Below are 21,947 nucleotides of genomic sequence, written 5' to 3' on the forward strand. Positions count from 1 at the left end.
CGCGCGCGCCTTACTTCCCCGCCACCACGTCCGACCACGCCATCAGGTAGGCGCGTCCCAGGCCGTAGACGGCGCCGGGTGAGACGTCAGCACCGTGCGCCCGCTCGATCGCGACGGCGTCAGCCGGACGGCCATCGGCGATGGCGCCCAGCATGGCGATGACCAGCATCTGCTCGCGGATGCCTGCCGGACGCGAACTGGGCAGCGCCGCGAGTGCGGCGAGTCCCGCCTGCTCCATGGCATCCCCGTCGCGGGCGGCGGCGGCGGCGAACGCCGTCATCACCTCCCGGACCGGCGCCGGCTGTGCGGCCACGTCGATCCAGACGGGCGCGATCCAGATGCCCTGCTGGTCTGCCGCAGGCAGGTAGCCGATGGAATAGTCCGCCACCACCGCCGCCGACATCAGCCATTCATCGACCTGGCCAGGCTCCAGCGGTTGGGCCGAAAGGCGGCGCAACGATTCCACGTGCTTGGCGACGGAGACCTCGCTCTGCCGGATCGGCTCGAGGTTGCCGGTGCTCATGGCCTCGTGCACTGATCGCGCGATCCAGTGGTCGCTCGCGCCGGCGCCGTTCGTCGTTCGATCGACCTGGGCATCCAGACCCACGGGTTCACGGCCACCCGTGAGCTCCAGCAAAGGCATGCCTGCCCGGGCGAGCAGGTTGAAGAACTGCACGCTTGAGCCCACGAAGCGGGTCCGCGGCGCCTCCAGCGCCACCACCGGATGGTAATCCGAGTGCGGCACCCCGTCGTAAAGCGCCACCAGTGACTGCAGGGTGGCGAGCGTGCCCACTTGGCGAACCTTGAAATCGCTTACGCTCGTCAGGCCTAGCCGCACCAACTCGGACTGCAGTGAAGGACTCTCCAGACGGGAGTAGTCCAAGGGCGGGATCGGCTTGTCCGCCAACACGAAAAGCAGGTCAGCGCCATTGGTGGTGTAGACATCCACGTGCTTGAACTCCGCCACCAGCGCCGCGACCATCGTTGCGAGCAGCCGTTCGTCGAGTTCGTAGGATTGGAGCCACTGGATGGCGATTCCGTCGTCCTTGAGATGGCTGCGCAGGAACCCATAGAACTCGCGGGTGAACAGACTGGAAACGCCGCTCACCCAGGGGTTGGACGGTTCCGAAATGATGATGTCGTACTGGCGCTGGCCGGTGGAGAAATAAGTACGGGCGTCGTCGATGTGGACCTGCGAACGCTCGTCCTGGTAAGCGCGGACCACGCGGCTGCCGAAATTCCGGGCACCATCGACCATGGCTTGTTCAATCTCGATCGAGTCGATGCGCTTGGGGGCAGGCGACCCGAGCAAGGTGTGGGTGGTGAGGCCCGAACCCCAGCCGATGACCGCGATCTCGTCCGGCGACGGATGCAAGGCGAGCGGCAGCGCCGCCGCCATCGCCATCGTGATCTCGTCGGCAGTCGGCTGGCCGCCTCGCTGCATCTCGATGGAGGCGTCGGGCTTGCCGTTGGTGGCGATAATGCCGATGGTGCCGCGGCTGACGAAGGAGACACTGGCGGTCTTGCCGTCGCGCAGATAGTGCACCTCGTCGTCCTGGTCCAGCGAGGCGTTACCGTGGCGGAACACGCCCGAGGCAAGCGATCGCGGATCGAGCTGCCCCATGCCCAGGCTCAGCACCACCACGACCATGCCGGCCGCCGTGACCGAAAGCATGCGTCGGGCCGGGACGCCTTCGGCGAACTTCCTCAGCAAGACCAGGCCCAGGAGAATGTCGGCCACCGCCGCCAGCGTCACCGCCAGCCGCAGGCCCAGCACTGGTATCAGAACGTGCACGGCCAGCACCACACCGAGGATTGCGCCAAGCGTGTTGGCGGCGTAGATCCGGCCGATGCTGGCTTCGCCAGCTCCGCGCCGCAGCAGGGCCATGGTGAACAACGGCAGCGTCATGCCGGCGAAGAAGGCCGCGGGGAACATCACCAGCAGGGCGATGCCGCCGCTGCCGAGGCTGAAGAGGGCGTAGCCCGCTTCGGTCTTGGGCAGCGCGCCGATCATCGCGCCAACCCAGCGGAAGCTCTGGCTGAAGACAGGAATCGAGACCAGCGCCGCGATGCCCATCCAGACCTGAGCGTAGCCGGCGTAGGCGACGGCATCACGGATAGCCTGGCTGCGCTTTCGGATCCAGAGGCCGCCGAATGCCAGGCCAAGGATGAACGCGGCCAGCATCAGCTCGAACGAATGCACGGTCGTGCCCAAGGCCTGGTTGAGCAGGCGTACCCAGCCGATCTCATAGACGAACGAACTGGCGCCAGTGATCGCTGCCGCCGCCAGCATCATGGTGTAGAAACCGCGCCCGACGCCCGGTGCGGCCACCGCACCGGGCTTCGGGACCACGGCTTCGACAGCGACTGGCTGGGCATCGGCCCGCCGCGAAACCACCCAAGCCAACACGCCGACGGCAAGGTTGACCAGGCCGGCCACGACCACTGCGCCGGGCATGCCCACCCAGGGCAGCAGCACGAACGTCGCGAACAGGGCGCCGAAGGCCGCACCGATGCTGTTTGTGAAATACAGTCCGCCAAGGATCTCGCCATCGGCCTTGGGAGCCACCCGGAGGTAACCACCACTCATCAGCGGGAAGGTCATGCCCAACAGGATGCTCTGCGGCGCGATCAGCATCGCCGCGCTACCCCACTGCCAGGCGCGTACGGCGGCCACCGACTCCAACGCCGGGTAGACGCTGTCCTGAGAGAACACCGTGTAGCCAAGGAAAAGCGGGTGGAAGGCCAGGCCGGCGAGGCCCACCACGATCTCCACCACGGCGTAGGCGAAGATCAGCCGCGGCCAGCGGACGCTGCGCTTGCTGACGATCCAGGCGCCCAGCGCCATGCCGCCCATGAAGATCGCAAGCACCAAGGTTTGGGCGTACGCCGCATGGCCCAGGCTGAGGCCCAGGTAGTGCGACCAGATCGCTTGGTAGATGAGCCCGGCGAAGCCGGAAGCCACGAAAAGCGCGAGCAGCGCCCGCTCCAAACCGCCGAACCTGGATGCCATGCCGCCGTTTCCCCTGATGTGCTGTGCCGCCGGCGGAGCATAGCCCAATCCCCGCCCCCGCCGGCATCGGAACCGTTCTGAGAACCGCATCACACATCGTTGCGTCAGTTTTGGACGCAAAGCGTCACAATATGACCCGGGTCAAAAATAATGGGCCCTGTGTCCCGGATTTGTCTGGCCTTGCGTTCATCGCTATGCCTATATTCCGGCCTGTGACCACCCTATGAGGGGCTGGCACAGTTGGTGCATCATCGTTAAGCACGTTCTTCGATCCAGCCACCCACGGAAGGGGAGTTGGTCGGGTTCGTGACAATCACAATCCACCCTAGGGGATTTACCCATGAAGAACATCCAGAAAGGCTTCACCCTGATCGAGCTGATGATCGTGGTCGCGATCATCGCCATCCTGGCCGCGATCGCGCTGCCGGCGTATCAGGACTACATCGCCCGTTCGCAGGTCGCTGCTGGCCTGGCCGACATCCGTGGCGGCGTGACCGCGTTCGAAGAGAAGATCAACCGCGGTTCGACCACCTTCAACCTGACGGCGAGCATTGGCCTCCAGGACACCACCACCCGTTGCTCGCAGATCAAGGTGGCCGGCGCTGCTGGCGGCACCATCACCTGCACCCTGCTGGGCAACCCGGTCGTGGTCGGCAAGGTCGTCACCCTGACCCGCAGCGCCACCACCGGCGCGTTTGCGTGCAGCGTGACCGGCGGCCTGCAGCCGAAGTACGCCCCGACGGGCTGCACCACCCCGTAATTTCGGCGGCGGGCATTGGCTCGCCACCCAAGTTACGAGACAACGTGGCACAGGGAGGGGCGGTCTCCGCCCCTCCCCCCCCCTTCGCAACAAGCCATACTGCCCCGCCCCCTCCGAAAGCTGCGCTCCATCCACTCCGGGCACCCCTTAGGCGGCATCGCCATGCGCAAGGCACAGGGCTTCACTCTTATCGAATTGATGATCGTCGTGGCCATCATCGCCATCCTGGCGGCGATAGGCATCGTGGCGTATCAGGACTACAACGCCCGCGCCCAGGCAGCCGCCGGGCTCGCCGAGATCGCCCCCGGCAAAAGCGCGTTCGAATCCAAGCTGATTGCGGAGGGCCAGACCCTCTTCGATCCCGTCGAGTTGGGCTTGCGCACCCCCACGACCCGCTGCACCGTCGATCTTGATCCCGCACCTACGGGCTTCATCCGCTGCACCCTCAATGGCAGTCCCCTGATCGCCAGCAAAGCCATCACGCTCCGCCGCGGCCCCACGGGCACTTGGTCCTGCGAGACCGACATCGCAGCTGCCAAGCACCGCCCCGAGGGCTGCAACGCTCCCTGATCGCCGACGCTTCGTCGCGGCGAAGGCCTCTGAACCGGATACCGGCCTCCCGGCGCTGCCAGCCGCTACACTCCACCGTCGTCTCCCCGGTGGCCCTCGTTGATGAATCCAACACTGCCCCCCCGATGGCTGGCTCTCGCGCTGGTGCTGGTCACCGCCGCGCTCTTCTGGCCAGGCCTGTCGGGCGACTTCCTGTTCGACGACTTCCCCAATATCGTCGCCAACACCCGCGTGCAGCCGCAGCAGCTGGACCTGGACAGCCTGGCCACCGCCGCGGGCGGCTACTCGGGAATGATCGGCCGGCCGCTGGCGACCATCAGCTTTGCGCTGGACTATTTGTCGAGCGGCCGGGATCCGTGGGGCTACAAGCTCACCAGCCTGGGCGTGCATCTGGTCAATGCGCTGCTGGTGTTCTGGCTGGTGCGGCGCCTGCTGGCCGTGGCCGCTGGCCGAACGCCCTTGCCCGCCAGCGACCTCGCCGCGGCCCTGGTCGCGCTGGCGTGGGCAGTCCATCCCATCCAGGTCTCCAGCGTGCTTTACATCGTGCAGCGCATGGAGACGCTGGCGGTCACCTTCCTGTTGCTGGGCTTCCTGGCCTACCTGCGTGGTCGCCTGTTGCAGATCGCCGGCGGCACCGGCTGGCCGTGGCTGGTGGGCAGCGCCCTGCTGGCGGGTGTCGCCCTGCTCAGCAAAGAGACGGCAGTGCTGTTCCCGGCCTTCACGCTGGCGCTTGAGCTGACCTTGCTTGGTTTTGGCGCGGCCGAGGCCCGCACACGGCGCTTCCTGGGCTGGGCCTATGGCCTGTTGGTCGCGGCGGTCGTGCTGGTGTTCGTTTTCTGGGCACTGCCGATGAATCTGCAGGACGGCGCCTTCTTCAGGCGCGACTTCACCGCCGTGGAACGGGTGCTGACCCAGCTGCGGGTGCTGCCGATGTACCTGGGCTGGATGCTGCTGCCGCTGCCGGATTTCCTCGTGTTCTATCGCGATGATTTCGAGGTCTCGCGCTCGCTGCTGCAGCCGGCCACCACCCTGTGGGGCGGCTTGCTGCTGGTCGCGCTGGCGGCGCTGGCGCTGGCCATTCGCCGCCTGCGCCCGCTGCTGGCGCTGGGCCTGATGTGGTTCTTCGTGGCACACCTGATCACCAGCAACATCTTCAATCTCGAGCTGGTGTTCGAACACCGCAACTACCTGGCCCTGCTCGGCGTGCTGCTGGCGGTGGCGGACCTGCTGGCGCCGGCGCTGCGGCGGGCGATGCCGACGCGCGCCGTACTCGCGGCGGCGCTGTTGCTGCTGTCGGCCCTGACCCTGATGCGTACCGCCACCTGGGGTGACCCGTTCCAGCTGGCGATGGACCTGGCGGAACGCAATCCGAAGTCCCAGCGCGCCAGCAACGACCTGGCCACGCTGTACGCCGGCCTCGCCGACGGCGACGCCAGCTCGCCCTGGTATGCCAAGGCCATGGCCGAATACGCCCGCGGCGCGGCCCTGCCCCGTTCGTCGCCGCTTTCCGAACAAGGCCTGATCCTGCTCGCCGCCTCCTCCGGGCAACCCGTGCAGGACGCTTGGTGGGACAGCCTGGTGGCCAAGCTCCGGGACAACCCGGTGGGCGCGCAGGAACGCAGCGCGCTGTCGAACCTGGTCCGACAGCGGGATGCCGGGCTGGTGCTGGACGACAAGCGCCTGGCCGAGGCGTACGGCGCGCTGATCGAGCGCCAGGGACTGCCCCCGGACATGTACGTCCAGTTCGCCAACCACGCGCTCAACAAGCTGGGCGATCCGGAGCTGGCCGACCGCGGCTACGACATGGCCATCCGCCAGAGCGGCCGCGACCCGGAATACCTCGCCAGCCTGATCACCGGCATGGTGACCCGGGGCGAGCTGGCCCAGGCCCAGCGACTGCTGGCCCGGGCCGAACACTTGGGCGCACTGGACGTGGGCAGCATCGTCATCAGCGTCGGCGACGCACCCGGGAAACCATTGGATCCTTGACAGTCAGATACGCAGACCCAGCCCATGGGAGTCCAGGTACACGGAACCGAGGCCTCCCGAAGCCGCCCATCGACTTGGAGCCCGTTACACAGGCGCTGAAACAGCGGCCTCGAGAACCTGCTTGAGTCGCAAGGAAACCGAGTCCCATCCATCTGGCGACAACGACGGGCATCTTCCGGCACCATCCAGATGCGACCTGACAGCAGAGGCCAAGGTCACGGCATCACCGGGCATGTAAAGGCTGTCAGGGCAGGACGAAAGGTAGGCAGCCACGTCTCCGACAGCGGCGGCCACCACGGGAATTCCCGACGCCTGCATCTCATGCAGCTTCAGTGGAAAACAGTAGCGACCGAATGAACTGTCAAGATTGCAGATCACGCCAACATCCAGCGCACGAAACAAGGTGCCTACCTTCTGGTGGGGCAGGATCCCCAAATCTATGACCCGATCCCCGGAAAAAGCCGAGATGGAATCATCGCGCGGACCGGCCAGCACCAGATGCAAATTGGCATCTGTCTCAGCCAAAAGCCCATAGGCCTTCAACAGGTCACCGATGCCTCGCCCACGCACCAAGGCGCCCGCGGTGCCTATCAGGCGAGCGCCGTCAGGCAACCCCAATTCTCGCCTAGCAGATGCACGATCACCGGCGTAAAAAATATCGGCACGCACACCATTCCCCAAGACATCGATCCCGGCAGTGGAACCGTAGCTCTCTCTGATGTAATCGCGGAGGGTGTGACTGACCACAGTAATCCGATCTGCGCGCCTGCAAGCCCAGCGGAGCGCAGGAACAGCGCCGGGCAAGCGACTCAAGCCGAAGCTTTCATAGTTATCGTAAAGATCCGCCACGAATGGCACGCCGTACTTTTTGGCGATCCATGCGCCAGCGCAAAGCATCGGGACATCGGAACTCGCCCAAATCACGTCGGGCTTGAACTCATGCATTGCCCGGCGAATTGTCGCGTGTAGACGAATCAACCCCGACGCCAAATTGACTGATTGCAAACTGAGGTTTGGCAGTTCAGCGAATCGAAACTCGCCCTCCTTCCTCCTCCGATAACTTGCACAGATGCCATGCACAGCCACGCCCGCGCGAGCCAGGCCGGCAGGAAGTTCAAACAGACGTCCATACCGATCGTCCAAGAGATCCTTGCCGGTGTACTGCCGCTTGCTGATCACTAGCACCCGCATCACCGGGCCCTTCTCAAGCGAACCACGTCGGAGAGCATTTCCAGATTGTGGCGGGCAACCTCCGAAATAGCGTGATGGTCTTCGACGATTCGCCTGGCACGCCGTCCTTTGGCCAACAGCGCCTCGTCGGATTCCGCGAACAATTCCTTCAATGCCCCCAGGAGTGCATCCTCGCTGTCCGGGGCGCACACCCAGCCAGCCCCGGAGGCCACGGCCACGTCAATGCCTCCGCACTTCGTGCACAACACCGGCATACCCGCCTCCATGGCCTCCAAGGCGGCATTGGACATCCCTTCATAGCGAGAGGGCAGCAGGAATACATCGCAGTCGCGCAAAGCCGAACGAACCATGCTTTCTTCAACCGGGCCCATGAATCGAACCATGCCACCGAGCCCCAAACCATTGGCTTGTTGCTCTAGCGAGTATCGAAGCGGCCCACTGCCATACAGTCGAAGTTCGAACTGCGCCCCGGCCCCGACACAAGCAGCCAACGCAGGCAGGAGAAGGTCCAATCCCTTTTGGCGCTCGAACCTTCCGGTCCAAACCAACCGGCGCTTCCTGGCGACGCCAACCCTGACGATGGCCGGATGGAGCACGACACCATTTGGAATCCGACGGCGCGGCGGCCGGGTTATCCCCAGCGCATCCAGATCGCAGGCAATGTCGGCATTGATGAGATTGACGACGTCCAGGTGCCGATTCAACAGCAAGGCAAGGTATCGCCACCCGGGAATGGACCTCAGGAAGTGGGCGTCTCCGGTGCCACGCGCGTTGATGGGGACGCCGACCAGGCCCCATCTGCACAACCCAACAGCAGACAAGACCGCAAGCGAAACAGCCCCGTCTCCCAACCCGCGGCAATAAACAACCGAGAAATCTGAACGCCGTCTCAGACAGAGCATGGTCAACGACAGGAAGTAACTGATCGCCTTACCCACCCTTCCAGCGAAAGACCAGCTCCAGAGCCTGTGGGTTCGAACATCGAACCGCCCGAGTGTCTGCCGCCCATCAGGAATCCGATGTCCTGCCACCTCCACGTGCGCGCCCATCGCACACCATTCGGCCACAAGCCGGGCCACCTGGTTCTCAGCACCGCCGAGAACATGCGGTGGAAGGTTGCCAATGACCAGTATTCGGAGCTGCTCATCCATGGCGTACCGCCCATACACGATAGACCAGGACGGCCCACAACGCGTGGGCATGGTCCGCCCTTCGCGCAAGATGGTCCTCCAGCATTCGGCGAATCCGGGTTGGATCCAAGAACGGGTCTTCCTTTAGTGCGGGAATCGACAGCAAATCACTCGCCCAATCGCGCAGAGGGCCCCTTAACCATTCTGCAATCGGGACATCAAAACCCTGCTTTCTAAGGGTTGATATCTGAGGCGGCGCCTGGGTCCTGGCGAGACTGCGCAATATGCACTTACCCACCCCACCGGTTGCGAGCCAGGATTCAGGCAGCCTCCATGCAAGCGAAAACAAGGGAACATCCAAGTAGGGGGCCCTCAACTCAATCCCAGTGGACATGCTTGCTCTGTCAAGCTTGGTGTTGATCCCCTCTGGCAGCGAGAACGATTGGTCGAGCCAGCGCAAGCACGGCCCCGGCGAGGTGTTGGATAGCACCTTTGGAATACCTGGCCATGCGTTGCCGTCAGGCGAAAAGCCGGCTGAGGCGCCCACAAAGGTCATGAGCGAAAGGCCGTAGCTCTCCAAGTCCCGCGCGCCGATCCGCTCGGACTGACGCAGCATCCGCTCCGCAAAGGCGCCTCGGATCGATATGCCTGATACGGCCCGGACAGCAGCTGCGAGTGAAGGCCGCAATGATGCTGGCACGAGCCGCAACATCCTCCAGTTCCTGTCCGCATCCAAATAGCGCTGGTAGCCCTGAAACAGCTCGTCGCCACCATCTCCCGTCAGGGCAACCTTCACCTTGCCGTTCAATGCCTGGCTGACCAGGATGGCGGGAAGCTGAGCCGCGTCGGCAAACGGCTCGTCATACACATCTGCCAAGCGATCAACCATATTCAAGGCAGAGTCCGCAGGCAAGAGGACAGTTTGGTGATCAGTTCCCCAATAACTTGCCGTTTGGCTTGCCGGCTCCGACTCATCCGACGCACCAACCTCGAAGCCAACGGTAAAGGTTTTGACCTGACCGACCGATTGTCGAGCCATGCTCGCTACGACAAGCGTGGAGTCGATACCCCCAGACAACAACGCTCCGATCGGCACGTCCGCCAACATCTTGGACCGGACCGAGGCGTCCAACACCCCCTGGACGGCCTCCATTGCTTCGGAGTAACTCCCTTCCCAAGGATCGGACAAGGATGCAGAAACAGCCTCCTCGACACTCCAATAGCGCCGTAGCCGCGAACGGAAACCACCAACACCTGGTGCAGCGCCGGTGTCACCTGGACCCAAACTGATGAGTGTTGCCGCGGGCACCTTGTAAACTCCAGGATGAATGCTCCATGGCGCAGGTACGTAGCCAACACGGAAATACCAATCGAGCGCCCGGGGCTCGACGGCATGTCGCCAACCAGGGTGCTCTCGCAAGGCCCGAAGCTCGGACCCGAACACGATGTCGCCTCCAATCCAACCGACATAGAGCGGCTTCTCTCCGAAGCGGTCGCGAGCAAGGTGCAGAACTTGAAGCCGGGCATCCCAGACTGCCAGCGCGAACATCCCCTCGCACCGCTGCAGCGCACCCTCGACTCCGAATTCCGCGATAGCCTCTACCAGCACCTCGGTATCCGAACGGCCGCGCCAGCTTCGCTGCCTGATGGCCTCAAGCTCACGCTTCAAGAGAGCGTGGTTATAGATCTCGCCATTGAATGAAAGCGTCCAACGCGCGTCACGGGAATGCATGGGCTGATGCCCCGCCTCCGTGAGCTCGAGTATCGACAACCTTCGATGCACCAGGCCGATCGTGCAACCATCTGTCCAAACACCAGCACCATCAGGCCCCCGGTGCCTCAGGGCCTCACCCATGGCGAGAAGCAGTTCAGCAGCCCCGCTGGCGCCACTGCCGAGCAATCCGGCTATCCCGCACATTTTGGCCAAAGCCTTCGCATCATTGATCCTCAGACCTTGAGAAACTGCCGGCCGGTGTAGTCGATACGATTCATGAGGACCTTGATGCCGTGCTTGGCCAAATACTCATCGGTGGCCATCCGGGCACCCTGCCAATGTCCGTAGTCATCGACTGCAATGACGCCCAATCGAGTCACGCGCGGATAGAGATGCAGGAACTCATGCGCCGTGGACGCGTACCAATCCGTGTCAAGCCGAAGGTAGGAAATAGCGTCCGGGGCGAACTCGGGGATTGTGGATTCGACATCCCCCTCGATGAAATGAATTCGGCTGGATGGATAGCCGGTCGAAAGCAGGTTCGTTCTAACATCAGGCAACGTGGCTTCGCACCAACGCCCACCAGGCTCCCGGGACAGCGACTTCTCATACACTGGCTGAGCAGCTTCGCCTGCAAAGTCCAAATCGACCGCTGCCGGCGCGGTCATGCCGGAAAAGGTGTCGTAAAGTCGAATGTCGCGCTCAACGCCAAAATGCTTGAGCGTCAGCGCAGCAGCCATCATCTGACCGCCGCGCCAAACACCACATTCCACGATATCCCCGTCGACGCCGGCGGTAACGACGTACTCCACCGCCGCAATGGTCGCAAGTACACGCTCAAGAGTGGTCATGGTGAATGGCGCAACTTGCTTGACCACATCACGTTGCCACTCGGGCACGTCCCGCAACCGGGCAATCTGCCGCGCATCACGCATCTTCTTTATCAATCGAAGCATTTCATGCATTCCTGGTTTGATGCGGGAACCGTGCCGAGATTACTTCACGGCATTCAGACTGGCTTCCGGCAAGAAGCTTCAATCCCATTACCGCCGTGCCAGACGTCAATCTCCTCCGCACCCAACGACGCCAGAAGGCGTCTTATTTGGCCACGCGTTCGCCTGTGCTTGTACACGTCGGTCATCGCATCGTGAGTATCAAGCAGCATCCACTCGTAATACATTTCCCTATCACGCAAGCGGAAATGCGGGTAGTAATTGACGATGGGATTCAAGCGACTGAGCAGAAACTGAGCCAAAGCAGAATGACGATACTTCCAGACCAACGGAAACCACCGGTCAAACGTCTTCTTCACGGAATCAAACTGGCGCTCTTTGGGCAGCGATAGAAAATACCAACGGTAGAACATGCCTGCGACACCAAACGGCGGCGGCAGGAAATTCCGAATTTTCGCGCGATAGTGATCGATCACCAAACGCCCCCCAGGCTTCACCCGGGACCAGAGCGAGCGGATGGTTTCCTCCGGATCCGGCGTGTGCTGTATCACTCCGAGACATACAACCAAATCGTAGGAGTTTGGCGGAAATGGAATCTTTCGAATATCAGCCTGGACCAGCCTCAGTTGGTCGTTATGGCCGTTGTTCGCCGAATTAGCGGCGACAGCGCTGGAGTAATCGAACGAATCAACGATCGCCCCGTTCTTGAGCAGCAATTCAGTGAATCGCCCTGCCCCGGACCCGGCCTCCAGCACCAGCTTGCCCTGAAGCGACGAAAGAGGACCGCCAAGGCACCTCGCCAAGCGTTCGGTGGAGTTTGGGACACCAGTCGCCGAGTCCAGCTGGGTCCTGGGGAACCGCTGCCATTGGTCGCCGAACGCCGACGCGTAATTATCGTCAGGCACGAACCTCGGGATCCCGTCAACGATCGGGTAATGCTCATTGGCGTCGCCAACCCACCGACCACTCTCCAGCCTCAGCGGCGATCCTGTTGCTGGGCTGACCAATGGAGGCTGCCGATCAAATTTCATCCGTTACGACTCACTGTTCGCGCTTGAGCTGAGGTTTTTCGCAGGCCCCGCGGGCCGCAATACGTATATTCTGCAGGATGAACCCAAGAATCTGGAAACCCACTGCCTGAAATCGGTCCTTAGCCGGGGTCCGAACAGGAGGCTGCCTGTATAGAAGATCCCGGCCGGACGTGTGGCCAGGACTACGAAGCCCGCTCGCGCAAAAGCCTTGCTCCACCACCTGCTTGAGAAATACCAAGCCTCGGTGATTGCGTTTCCGCGCTCACCATGGCGCCTCGGAAAAAGATCTGCCCAGAAGCCACCGCGCGAGTACTCCGCCGGGCCGGTAGCCGAAGTGCGGCGAAGTCCAAGAACAGTGCTTATCGAGCGCTTCACCAGCCAAGGAAAATGGGTCAGCGTGGTCCATATTCGCCAGGCAGGAGTAGGAAGCACATGTACTGCAACTCCGTTACGCGAGAGCACCCTTCTCGTCTCCGCCAGAAGGACGTCCAAATCAGCAACGTGCTCCAACACGTTTGAACTGAAAACCACATCCAACGCCTGGGCCTCGACGGGTATGTTTTTGCCATCGTAGTCTTGCACAGGGAATATCCGGGCGTTGGCGTAGGCACTGCTCGGCATATCCACCGCGATTACAGAGTAACCGTACTGCTGCAGCCTGGCGGCCTGACGTCCGGTTCCGGCGCCGAGATCCAGAACACGCACCTCTTTCCCGCCCGTGGCCTGGGAAGGGAAATCTCTTATGGCAACATCCAACTCGAAATCCCGGATGCCGTGCAGATAGTCGATGCTCATTGGGTACCGGTTCGAAGTTTCCAAAACAATGGAAGAACTCTGGCCCACATTGCCAACATCAGGACCATTTCGGTCATCAGCAATGCCTTTGCAGGTGCCACGCCCCCGCCAGCGGGAGCCCACGACGCAACCAGAACGAGCAAGACCAGCAAGGCACCCATCTCCGACGAGAAGCGCCACGCCTTCTGCTGGAATGCGAGCAGAATATTCGCCGCCAAAGACCTCAGGCAGAAGACCGGCAAGTACCACGCCAGGACACGGGCGGCCTCTACCGATTCATTGAAGGCGGATCCGAGTATCCATGGCAACGCCGTCGCAAGCCACCACAAAGCCACCCCTGCAAGTAGGCCGTAGCCGGTCGTTGCCAAAAGCAGCTTCACTATCACGCCCCAGCCGTTTTCCGGCTCGAAGCGTGCCTTGAACAAGTGCGGCAGAGCGGTCATGAGCAAAGCCTCGACAGGCAGCGCCAACAGGCTGGCGAAGCGATGGGAGGCGGTATAGGCGCCGGCACTCACCGCACCGCCCCAATGAAGCGCTGCCGCCTTGTCAAATGATCCCAAAGCCGCGCCACTGAACCAAATTGATGTGAAACCCATGCCGATGGCTATGTCCCCGGAGTCAACCGCCGAACTGGCGGAACCGATCGGAACCGTGCGCCGGAACTGCCAGGTCAATAGCAGCACTGCCAGCGCCGTTGCCGCGACATGCAGAACAGCATAGCTAGACAAGGTTGCGCCAACCGGTGCAAGCAGGAAGACGCCTGCCGCGACCATTCTGGCCAGCGAAAGGAGCGCCGGCGCCATCGCGGAGTCCGCCATCCTGCCTTTCGCTGCGTAGCCGAAGGCAATCAGGGTGACTGCCGGAGCCATTACCAGCTCAGAAATGGCCACCGCGACAAACAGCACTATCGTCGCGTCGGGCAAAAAATCCCACACGGCAGCCGCGGCCACGAAGGCGCTGCCAAGGAACAAGCCGCTCCACGCCAGGGCACGCTTGGCTTGCGCCCATCGCCGATCAAAGACGGCGGGGTTCGTAACGGCGTCCTGATACATTCGCAGGCCCAGTCCAGCGCCCACCAATCCGCTCAATCCGACAGCCAGACCGGCAACCCCGGAGAAAATTCCGTAGCCCTCGGCACCCAATGTCCGGGCAAGCGCAATCGCCCAGACGAGCTGGAATCCGAGGCGCAGAGCATTCCATGCAAGCACCTTGCTGGCTCTGACTGCCACCGCGCCAGTGGTAGACGCCAGCAAACCTGCCAAGCGATTGCCGACGATCGACTTCATTTCTGCAACCGGTAGATTAGCGTCGGCAACAACCTGGCGAAGAGGTCCAAAGGCCAGTCCGGCACATGCCGCAAAATGCGATCACCTGCGGAGCCGGGCCGCTCGATCTCCAGCAGTACGCGCAACGCCAGCGTGCCCATGTTCTTGAAGCGAAGCCCGGACGAAGCGAGCAACCCCTCCAGCTCCGGAAGCTGCAAAGGCTCGCAATCGTAACAGGCGCCGCGCCCCCTTAGCCTTACATAGGAGCTGCGCCACGAGCGCGGAAGCCAACTCAGCAGGGCCAATTGGAAGTGTGGCTCGACCAGGATCCAACGATTTGGAACCGCCAGGTATCCCAACCCACCGTTAGCCATTACACGACGAATTTCCGACAGATGCCGTAGCTGCTCGGAGCGACCCCCGACATGTTCGATCACATGGTTTGTCAGGATCACGTCGAAATAGTCTTCCGGGAAGGGCAGTTCGACACCCTCGACCGTTTGGTATTCATAGCCCTCCCGCACCACTCGACTGTCAAAGACATCCACGGCGTGGACCTCGAACCGACCACTGGCATGGGTTCCAAAGTAGTGCGCTATCCCACCACTACCCGTTCCAACCTCCAGGATTCGAACGGGAACGCTTATCTCGTCGAGCCGCAGCAATTTCTCAATTTTCAGGGCTTTCGAACGCCTCGAAGGCAGATCGAGGACGGCATGAGGCTGGCGGACAGGAATTGAGTTCACTGTGTCCCCGACTTCAATGAAAAACCGCACGCTTCACGCGCGCCACCCGGGCAAGGCGGCGCAACCAATTCCATCCGAAATCCGGGGCCCGGACCGATCAAAGGGAACGCCCCCTGGCACCGACAAGCTGGCCCAGCAAGTCGACGTACCCGTTCGCCACCACTGACCAATCGAACCTATGAAGCAGGCTTTTCCTGAGGCTCTCCGTCCCTGGAGGGCTGGAGAGGACCGCAGATACCGCCCTCGCCAGTTCCAAAGGTGAGCCCGACTTGACCAGCGCCGCCGGCGACTCATTGGCAAATACATCCCGAACGGCTGGTAAATCGCTGACGACGACCGGGCAGCCGCAGCCAACAGCTTCGACTACGACCAATCCGAGCCCTTCTTGGTCTCCATCACTCGCCTGGACAAATGGGGCCACGAATACAGCCGCACGCCGATACAGTTCAGGCAACGCTGTCTGCGAGACTCCTCCGACGAATCGCACGTGGTCGTCAATTGACAGCTCCCGGACCCGACCCCTGCAGGCCGCCTCTTCCGGTCCAAATCCAACAACGGTCAGGAATGCGGACGGGTGTTCAGCGAGGATTGCGGGCATTGCGTCGATCAGGTGAATTAGCCCCTTCTTCGCCACAATCCGACCAACGAACAATATTTCCACGGGCGAACGCGGCACATTGGCGATGGGAGTGAATCTTTCGCTAAGGTCGACCCCCATGGGCTGGACGCTCACGCGGGATGGAGGCACCCCGATCGCGGCCAGTTCCCTCCGCATGGCGGTGCTCACCACCGTTATTCCCGCCGCGCCCTTCGCGACCCAACGCTTCAGTCGCTGGAAAATGCCCGATCTCAGTGCAAAAAGATCGGCGCCGTGAGATGTCACCAAATAAGGCGTTCGCGCACCCGACGACATCCTGAGCAACGCGGCAACCGCTCCTGCCGGCAGCAGCCAGTGGGCATGGACGATGTCAACTTGTTCCCGGCGAAGGCATCTGCCTGCGGTAACCAACTGGGAAATGGCGAAGCCGGGAAGGAGGAGGTATTTCATCCCTGATCGCTTTAGGTTCGCCAATATCCCCCCGTCGTTGACCAAAGTCTCCCAACGACGTGGGGCGTATCGAAATCGGACAACCTCAACCCCGTCCAATACTTCTCGCCCAGCCGCGCCAGGCGCACTCGGCACTATGGCAATGACCCGGAATGTTCCGACCATCCGTTTTGCCAATTCGTGTACGAATCCGGGTTCCCGGTCGTCGGCCCAACGGGGATACGTCGACGCGAGAACCATCAGCACCGGTCGCGGGTCACGATCCAGGTCAGGCATCCCGGCGATAGGTGAGGGAGGTGATCTGCTCGGAAACCAGGCCGATCAGGAAAATGATCACGGCCGCACTCAACAACAGCGCACTCATGTTCGTGAACCGCCCCTGCGTCACGAAGGTATAGCTGTAGTAGCCCACCCCCAGCAGGAAGAAGGCCGCGCTGGTGGGCAGGAACAGCTTCAACGGCGAGTACAGGGTGGCGATCTTGAAGATGATCAGCAGGAACCGGACCCCATCCTTCAGGGGCCGGATGTGGCTGGCCGTGCCCACCCGCTTGTCCACGCGTACCGACACGTAGTCCACCGGGTAGGCGCTGCGGAAGAAGGCCATCGTGCTGGTGGTGGGATAGCTGAAGCCGTTCGGCAGCAGGTGGAGGAATTCGCGGAACTTATCGGCGCGCACCGCCCGGAAGCCGGACGTCAGGTCCCTCACGTCGTGGCCGGTCATCCAGCTGGCGAGCCGGTTGTAGAACCGGTTGGCCAGCGAGCGCCCGACGCTGGCCTGGCCGCTGCCATCACGGGCCCCCACGACCATGTCGTGGCCGGCCTCGAGGCGGGCCAGCAGCTGGGGGATCAGGGCCGGGTCGTGCTGGCCATCGGCATCCATGAACACGATGACCTCGCCGGTGGCCAGGCGCGCGCCCCGCTTGATGGCGGCGCCGTTGCCCATCGAATACGGGGCCGACAGCACCCGGGCGCCCAGCGCGGCGGCCACGGCGGCGGTGTCGTCGGTGGAGCCGTCGTCGACCACGATCACCTCGGCCCCGGGCAGGGTCGCGGCCAGGGCCGGCAGTGTCCGCCGCAGCCCCTCGGCCTCGTTCTTGGCAGGCAACACCACGCTGACCTTCATGGCCACCCCTGAATGGACCCGACCCCAAGCTTACTTGATCCCACCCCCCTCCTGACTATAAGAAGGTGTTGCAAGAGGCTGGCCAGCGGCCTGTTTTCGGGTACAGTTGGGGCATCCGTGCGTCTCTGGGGAGCAGAGTGAACGCCAACGCGACCGCCAACCTGGTGGGTATCACCGGCATCGCCCGGCGCCTGGTGCTGGACGGCGTCCTGGGCGAGGCCGATGCGCGCAAGGCCCTGGACGAGGCCAGCAAGCAGAAGCGGCCCATCCACCTCTACCTGCTCGAGAAGAAGCTGGTCACCAGCGCGCACATCGCCGGGGCCAACGCGGTCGAGTTCGGCATGCCGCTGTTCGACAGCGCCGCGCTCGACCTCAACCAGGCCGCCACCAAGCTCGTCAGCGAAGAGCTGATCACCAAGCACCAGGCGCTGCCGCTGTTCAAGCGTGGCAACCGCCTGTTCGTGGGCATCGCCGACCCCACCAACACCCGGGCGCTGGACGAGATCAAGTTCGCCGCCAACCTCACCGTCGAGCCGATCCTGGTCGACGAGGAGAAGCTCCGCCGCAGCATCGAGCAGGCCCTGACCGCCAGCGACAGCATGGGCGACAGCATGGGCGACGACGAGGGCCTCGAGAACCTCGAGTCCACCGGCGGCGACGACGACGGCAACGACAACATCGCCGACGCCAAGGGCGGCGACGACACCCCCGTGGTGCGCTTCGTCAACAAGGTGCTGCTCGACTCGATCAAGCGCGGCGCATCGGACATCCACTTCGAGCCCTACGAGACCGAGTTCCGGGTGCGCCTGCGCATGGACGGCATCCTGCGCAGCGTGGCCAAGGCCCCGGTAAAGCTGCACCCGCGCATCACCGCGCGCCTGAAGGTCATGGCCCAGCTCGACATCGCCGAGCGCCGCCTTCCGCAGGACGGCCGCATCAAGCTCAACATCTCCAAGACCAAGCAGATGGACTTCCGCGTGTCCACCTGCCCCACGCTCTTCGGCGAAAAGGTGGTGCTCCGCCTGCTCGACGGCAGCGCGGCCAAGCTGGGCATCGACAAGCTGGGCTACGAGGAAGACCAGAAGCAGCTCTACCTCGACGCCCTGGCCAAGCCCTACGGCATGATCCTGGTCACCGGCCCCACCGGCTCGGGCAAGACCGTCTCGCTGTACACCGGCCTGAACATCCTCAACACCGAGGAGCGCAACATCTCCACCGCCGAGGACCCGGTCGAAATCCGCGTCCCGGGCATCAACCAGGTGCAGATGAACGTCAAGAAGGGCATGACCTTCGCCGCGGCCCTGCGCAGCTTCCTGCGACAGGACCCGGACGTGATCATGGTCGGCGAGATCCGCGACCTCGAGACCGCCGAGATCGCGGTCAAGGCGGCCCAGACCGGCCACCTGGTGCTGTCCACCCTGCACACCAACGACGCCCCCCAGACCGTCTCGCGCCTGATGAACATGGGCATCGCGCCCTACAACATCACCTCGTCGGTCACCATCATCATCGCCCAGCGCCTGGCGCGCCGGCTGCACGATGCCTGCAAGAAGCCGATCAGCCTGCCCGAGAACGCCCTGCTGGCCGAAGGCTTCACGCACGAGGACATCAAGGCCGGCATCACCCTGTTCGAGCCCGGTGGCTGCGAGGATTGCAACGACGGCTACAAGGGCCGCGTCGGCATCTACCAGGTGATGCCGATGGCCGAGAACATCCAGGCCATCATCCTCGAGGGCGGCAATGCCCTGCAGATCGCCCAGGCGGCGCAGCAAGCCGGCGTCCGCGACCTGCGGCAGTCCGCCCTCTTCAAGGCCAGGCAGGGCGTCACCAGCCTGGCCGAAATCAACCGCGTCACGAAGGACTAAGCCATGGCGACGACCGCTGCCAAAACTCCCCCCCAGCGCACCAACGCGATGGAGCAGTTCATCTGGGAGGGCACCGACAAGCGCGGTGTCAAGATGAAGGGCGAGACCACGTCCAGGAATGCCAACCTGCTCAAGGCCGAGCTGCGCAAGCAGGGCATCAACCCGACGGTAGTCCGCACCAAGGCCAAACCCCTGTTCGGCTCGGCCGGCAAGGCCATCACCGCCCAGGACATCTCGGTCTTCAGCCGCCAGATCGCCACCATGCTGCAGGCCGGCGTGCCGATGGTGCAGAGCTTCGAGATCCTGGCCGGCGGCCAGAAGAACCCGCGCATGCGCGACATGCTGCTCGACATCCGCGACTCCATCGCCGGCGGCAGCTCGCTGAGCGAGGCCATGGCGCGGCACCCGGTGCAGTTCGACTCGCTCTACCGCAACCTCACCCGCGCCGGCGAAGGCGCCGGCGTGCTCGACACCGTGCTCGACACGGTCGCCACCTACAAGGAACGCACCGAGGCCCTGAAGGGCAAGATCAAGAAGGCCCTGTTCTACCCGGCGGCCGTCATCGCGGTAGCGATCCTGGTCAGCGCCATCCTGCTGATCTACGTGGTGCCGCAGTTCGAGGACGTCTTCAAGGGCTTTGGCGCCGACCTGCCCGCCTTCACCCAGATGATCGTCAACGCCTCGCGCTTCCTGACGGCCTGGTGGTGGGCGGTGCTGGGCATCATCCTCGGCACCATCTTCGGCTTCCTGTTCATCTACAAGCGCTCGCCGGCACTGGAGCGCAACGTCGACCGGATGATGCTGAAGCTGCCGGTGATCGGCATGATCCTGCACCAGTCGGCCATCGCCCGCTTCGCCCGCACCTTGGCCCTGACCTTCAAGGCCGGCGTGCCGCTGGTCGAGGCGCTGGAGACCGTCGGCGGCGCCACCGGCTCGATCGTCTACAACGAGGCCGTCATGCGCATCCGCGACGACGTCTCGGTTGGCTACCAGCTCAACGTCGCCATGAAGCAGGTCAACGTGTTCCCGCACATGGTGGTGCAGATGACCGCCATCGGCGAAGAGGCCGGCGCGCTCGATACCATGCTGCTCAAGGTGGCCGAGTTCTACGAGCAGGAAGTGAACAACTCCGTGGATGCGCTGGCCAGCCTGATCGAGCCCTTCATCATGGTGGTCATCGGCGTGCTGGTCGGCGGCATGGTCATCGGCATGTACCTGCCGATCTTCAAGCTGGCCGCGACCGTCGGCTGACCCGATGCTCGAGCTGATCCAGGCCACGCCGGGCTTCGCGCTCGGCCTGGCCCTTGTCTTCGGCCTGCTGGTCGGCAGCTTCCTCAACGTCGTCATCCTGCGCCTGCCGCCCTGGCTGGAGTGGGAGTGGCGCAAGACCAGCCGCGAAATGCTGGAGCTGCCCGAGCCTTACGAGCCGGCCCCGCCCGGCATCGTCGTGCAGGGCTCGGCCTGCCCGAAATGCGGCCACAAGCTGGCGCCCTGGGAAAACATCCCGGTGCTGAGCTGGATCGCCCTTCGCGGCCGCTGCCGGGGCTGCGGCGGCGCCATCTCGATCCAGTACCCGGTGGTCGAGCTGGTCACGGGCCTGCTGTTCGCGGCCTGCGTCTGGCGCTTTGGCGCCAGCCCCGAGGCGCTGGCCGCGATGGTGTTCACCGGCTTCCTGGTCGCGCTGGCCGGCATCGACCTGCGCACCACCCTGCTTCCGGACCAGCTCACGCTGAGCCTGCTGTGGATCGGCCTGGGCCTATCCACCGTCACGCTGTTCACCTCCCCCAGCCAGGCCATCTTCGGCGCCATGGCGGGCTACCTCAGCCTCTGGACGGTGTACAAGCTGTTCAAGTGGCTGACCGGCAAGGAGGGCATGGGCTACGGCGACTTCAAGTTGCTGGCCGCGCTGGGCGCCTGGTGCGGCGCCACCGCCATCCTTCCGATCGTGCTGATCTCGTCGCTGATCGGCGCAGTCGTCGGCACGCTCTGGATCACCTGGCGCGGCGCCGACCGCGCCACGCCGATCCCCTTCGGCCCCTACCTCGCGGCCGCCGGCTGGGTGCAGTTGCTTTGGGGCGCCCAGCTGATCCAAGCCTACCGCGACATCTCCGGCCTGGACTGAGCCCATGGCCGCGACCCTGGTCGCCGTGACCGGCGGCGTGGCTTCCGGCAAGTCCGAGGCCACGCGTGCCTTCGAGGGCCTGGGCGTAGCGGTGGTGGATGCCGACATCGCCGCGCGCGACATCGTGGCCGCGGGCCAGCCGGCCCTGCAGGACATCGTCGCGCGCTTCGGCGCCGACAGCCTGCTGCCCGACGGCCAGCTCGACCGAGTCGCGATGCGCCGCCGCGTCTTCGCCGACCCAGCCGCCAAGCGCGACCTCGAGGCCCTCCTCCATCCCCGCATCCGCGCCTGGCTCAAGGCCGCCTGCGCCGCCGCGCCCGGGGCCTACGCCGTGGTGGCCATCCCCCTGCTGGCCGAGGGCGGCGGTCGCGCCAGCTACCCGTGGCTGGACCGCATCCTGGTGGTCGACGTGCCCCGCGCGGTCCAGCAGGCCCGGCTGATGCAGCGCGACCAGCTGGAGGCGGAGCTGGCAGCACGCATGGTCGCGGCACAGGCCAGCCGCGAACAGCGGCTGGCGATCGCGGACGATGTGATCGTGAACGATGGTTCGGTGCAGGACCTGGTGGCGGCGGTGCGAAAGCTGCATCCGCGGTACCGGTCCCTGGCACAGAAGCTTCGGGACTGAAGTCCCT

General features: G+C 63.7%; 18 protein-coding genes. 7 read left to right on the forward strand and 11 right to left on the reverse strand.

The annotated features are described in order from the left end of the window. Positions 1–10 precede the first annotated feature (10 nt). Positions 11–3,013, reverse strand: coding sequence for a spermine synthase (locus tag VFV21_RS04705; protein ID WP_329668329.1), 3,003 nt, complete (start codon positions 3,011–3,013; stop codon positions 11–13). Between the two features lie 340 nt (positions 3,014–3,353). Between VFV21_RS04705 and VFV21_RS04710 the strand changes: the two genes are divergently transcribed. The 3 genes from VFV21_RS04710 (at position 3,354) to VFV21_RS04720 (ending at position 6,332) form a co-directional block, all read left to right on the forward strand. Further along, the gene (locus VFV21_RS04710; RefSeq protein WP_329668330.1) at positions 3,354–3,773 is read left to right on the forward strand and encodes a pilin; all 420 of its coding nucleotides are present in this window, start codon (positions 3,354–3,356) and stop codon (positions 3,771–3,773) included. Between the two features lie 162 nt (positions 3,774–3,935). After that, the gene (locus tag VFV21_RS04715; RefSeq protein ID WP_329668331.1) at positions 3,936–4,343 is read left to right on the forward strand and encodes a pilin; all 408 of its coding nucleotides are present in this window, start codon (positions 3,936–3,938) and stop codon (positions 4,341–4,343) included. Positions 4,344–4,445: 102 nt separating this feature from the next. Next, complete coding sequence (locus tag VFV21_RS04720; RefSeq protein WP_329668332.1) at positions 4,446–6,332, forward strand: hypothetical protein; 1,887 nt, start codon at positions 4,446–4,448, stop codon at positions 6,330–6,332. Positions 6,333–6,416: 84 nt separating this feature from the next. Here VFV21_RS04720 and VFV21_RS04725 read toward each other — a convergent pair whose 3' ends face one another. From VFV21_RS04725 to VFV21_RS04770, 10 genes are all read right to left on the reverse strand, one after another. Beyond that, positions 6,417–7,517: a glycosyltransferase gene (locus VFV21_RS04725; protein ID WP_329668333.1), complete on the reverse strand. Its 1,101-nt coding sequence runs from the start codon at positions 7,515–7,517 to the stop codon at positions 6,417–6,419. A gap of 5 nt (positions 7,518–7,522) precedes the next feature. Next, positions 7,523–8,674: a glycosyltransferase family 4 protein gene (locus tag VFV21_RS04730; RefSeq protein ID WP_329668334.1), complete on the reverse strand. Its 1,152-nt coding sequence runs from the start codon at positions 8,672–8,674 to the stop codon at positions 7,523–7,525. Then, positions 8,667–10,571 carry an asparagine synthase (glutamine-hydrolyzing) gene (gene asnB, locus VFV21_RS04735; protein ID WP_329668335.1) on the reverse strand — a complete coding sequence of 635 codons (1,905 nt, stop codon included), beginning with the start codon at positions 10,569–10,571 and terminating at the stop codon, positions 8,667–8,669. The genes VFV21_RS04730 and asnB overlap by 8 nt, the downstream gene beginning before the upstream one ends. Before the next feature lie 29 nt (positions 10,572–10,600). Beyond that, positions 10,601–11,332: a TylF/MycF/NovP-related O-methyltransferase gene (locus VFV21_RS04740; protein WP_329668336.1), complete on the reverse strand. Its 732-nt coding sequence runs from the start codon at positions 11,330–11,332 to the stop codon at positions 10,601–10,603. A 44-nt stretch (positions 11,333–11,376) separates the two neighbouring features. Further along, complete coding sequence (locus VFV21_RS04745) at positions 11,377–12,225, reverse strand: class I SAM-dependent methyltransferase (RefSeq protein ID WP_329668337.1); 849 nt, start codon at positions 12,223–12,225, stop codon at positions 11,377–11,379. A 129-nt stretch (positions 12,226–12,354) separates the two neighbouring features. Next, positions 12,355–13,146: a class I SAM-dependent methyltransferase gene (locus VFV21_RS04750; RefSeq protein ID WP_329668338.1), complete on the reverse strand. Its 792-nt coding sequence runs from the start codon at positions 13,144–13,146 to the stop codon at positions 12,355–12,357. Beyond that, the gene (locus tag VFV21_RS04755) at positions 13,143–14,432 is read right to left on the reverse strand and encodes a hypothetical protein (protein WP_329668339.1); all 1,290 of its coding nucleotides are present in this window, start codon (positions 14,430–14,432) and stop codon (positions 13,143–13,145) included. The genes VFV21_RS04750 and VFV21_RS04755 overlap by 4 nt, the downstream gene beginning before the upstream one ends. Further along, the gene (locus tag VFV21_RS04760) at positions 14,429–15,076 is read right to left on the reverse strand and encodes a class I SAM-dependent methyltransferase (protein WP_329668340.1); all 648 of its coding nucleotides are present in this window, start codon (positions 15,074–15,076) and stop codon (positions 14,429–14,431) included. Before VFV21_RS04760 ends, VFV21_RS04755 begins: the two co-directional genes overlap by 4 nt. A gap of 178 nt (positions 15,077–15,254) precedes the next feature. After that, positions 15,255–16,481, reverse strand: a complete 1,227-nt coding sequence (locus VFV21_RS04765; protein ID WP_329668341.1) for a glycosyltransferase — start codon at positions 16,479–16,481, stop codon at positions 15,255–15,257. Then, positions 16,474–17,328 (reverse strand): glycosyltransferase family 2 protein, encoded by an 855-nt coding sequence (locus tag VFV21_RS04770; RefSeq protein ID WP_329668342.1) that lies wholly within the window; start codon positions 17,326–17,328, stop codon positions 16,474–16,476. The genes VFV21_RS04765 and VFV21_RS04770 overlap by 8 nt, the downstream gene beginning before the upstream one ends. A gap of 137 nt (positions 17,329–17,465) precedes the next feature. On the opposite strand from VFV21_RS04770, the gene pilB reads away from it, so the two are divergent. From pilB to coaE, 4 genes are read left to right on the forward strand one after another with little or no spacing between them, the layout of a single operon-like run. Then, positions 17,466–19,193, forward strand: coding sequence for a type IV-A pilus assembly ATPase PilB (gene pilB, locus VFV21_RS04775; protein WP_329668343.1), 1,728 nt, complete (start codon positions 17,466–17,468; stop codon positions 19,191–19,193). A 3-nt stretch (positions 19,194–19,196) separates the two neighbouring features. Beyond that, entirely contained in the window at positions 19,197–20,444 is a 1,248-nt protein-coding gene (locus VFV21_RS04780) for a type II secretion system F family protein (RefSeq protein ID WP_329668344.1), read from the forward strand. A gap of 4 nt (positions 20,445–20,448) precedes the next feature. Then, a complete protein-coding gene (locus VFV21_RS04785; RefSeq protein WP_329668345.1) occupies positions 20,449–21,315 on the forward strand; it encodes an A24 family peptidase in 867 nt (288 codons plus the stop codon). 4 nt (positions 21,316–21,319) lie between these two features. After that, positions 21,320–21,940, forward strand: a complete 621-nt coding sequence (gene coaE / locus VFV21_RS04790; RefSeq protein ID WP_329668346.1) for a dephospho-CoA kinase — start codon at positions 21,320–21,322, stop codon at positions 21,938–21,940. Positions 21,941–21,947: the final 7 nt, after the last annotated feature.

The organism is Arenimonas sp. (assembly GCF_036275555.1).
Taxonomy (GTDB): domain Bacteria; phylum Pseudomonadota; class Gammaproteobacteria; order Xanthomonadales; family Xanthomonadaceae; genus Arenimonas.